Source organism: Nocardiopsis sp. TNDT3 (genome assembly GCF_003427465.1).
In the GTDB taxonomy this organism is placed as follows: domain Bacteria; phylum Actinomycetota; class Actinomycetes; order Streptosporangiales; family Streptosporangiaceae; genus Nocardiopsis; species Nocardiopsis dassonvillei.
Map to the genome: position 1 here is coordinate 1 of NZ_QPFC01001432.1, position 1,590 is coordinate 1,590.

1 protein-coding gene is annotated in these 1,590 nt (G+C 75.7%); it reads left to right on the plus strand.

The features are described 5' to 3' along the window. Positions 1 to 264 precede the first annotated feature (264 nt). Positions 265 to 1,590 (plus strand): hypothetical protein (locus tag DQW06_RS28580; RefSeq protein WP_117199648.1); only part of this gene is annotated, 1,326 nt, incomplete at its 3' end.

Here is a 1,590-nt window from a genome sequence, read left to right on the forward strand (position 1 = left end):
CCGGCGGAAACCCGCCGCGAACGCCCTGAACCCCGTGCGTTCCGGGTTCCACGGAGTGAGGCGGCGTCCGCCCGGCGGGCGTCGCGAGGCGTGCAGGTCGCGCCTGGACAGTGGCATTCTTCGGGCCCTGCGGGGTAGAAAACGCACAGTTCCGCAGCGGGTCCAGCCAGTCCGCCGGGGAACCGACAACGAAGCATCGCGCCCCCCGGCGGCACATCCACGCGGAACGGGCGCCGGTACGCGGGGAGGTGGTGAGCGCCCGTCATGCGCGAAGCAGTAGCGTCCGCCCTCGCCGAGCTGGCACGCCGGGACGAGCGGGCGGCCGACATGGCCCGGTCGGCCCTGGACACGCTGGCTCCGGAGCAGGAGATCGAGAGGCTCAACCAGCACGCCGTCCAGCGGTTCTGCTGGTTCGAGCTGCCGGTCCGCTTCCACGACCGCGCCGAGGACCGGCTGTTCGCGGTCCGCGCCCTGGGCAACCTCTTCGCCCTCCTCCAGCTGCACCGGTACGCGCAGATCTGCTCGGCGCCGGAGACCGCGGCCCTGCTCACCGTCTACGAAGGCGACCACGCCGCGGGCCTGGCGATGTACGAGCGGCTCATGTGGGAGTCGGGCGTGGAGCCGCCGGACCTGCCCGAGCTGACCTGGGGGACGGCGGTCGGCGACGCCGAGATCCTGGCCCGCGACGAGACCGCGTCGGCGCTGGAGCTGGCGATCACCCTGGGCGACGTGCGCCCCGGCAAGCGCGGATGGCGGCCCGCCCAGGAGCGGTTCGCCCGGTCGTTCCTCACCCAGCCGGACAACCGGGGGCTGAGCCACCTGGACCGGATCCGCGAGGAGCGGGTGCGGGCCTGGTTGAGCTCGTCCGCGCACCCGCACCGCCAGCGCCTGTGGCCGCTGGTGGGCCAGATCATCGCGGGCGCCGACGTGCCGCGCGGGGCCGAGGCCGCGATGGCGCCGCTCCAGCGGCTGCTGGACCTGGCCGCGGAGGGGATCGCGCTCACCCAGATCGGCTACATCTCGCCGGGCGTGGTGCGCCAGATGTGCGAGGACTTCGGGTGGCGGACCACCCCCGAGCCGCCGCGCAGCGAGACCGACGCCACCCAGCTCATCGCCCTGCACCAGGCGCTGCGGGGCATGCGCGCGGTGCGCCGGTCGGGCCGCCGCCTGGTCCTGACGCGGCGCGGGCGCCAGCTGCGGGAGGACCCCGAGGCGCTGTGGCAGGCGGCCACCGAGACCCTGTGCCGCACCGGGGGCCTGGACCAGGCCGCGGCGGAGACGCTGCTGGGCATGCTGCTGGCGCGCACCCCGCAGGGCAGCGGTTCGCACGCGCGTCGCGGCGAGTCGGACGTGGAGGCGGCCGAGAGGGCGCTGACCGAGTCGGGGTGGGTCCCGGCGGAGCCCCCGGCTCCCTCGGGCAGGCACGCCGCGTCGCACCGGCGCACCGCGGAGGCCGCCTCGGACCAGGTGCGCGCGCTGGTGATGGCGGTGAGCTGGCTGCTGGAGACCCTGGGCCTGCTCACCGACGACGACGGAGCCGGACGCCGGGAGCTGACCGCGCCGGGGCGGGCGTTCGCGATCGCCTGCCTG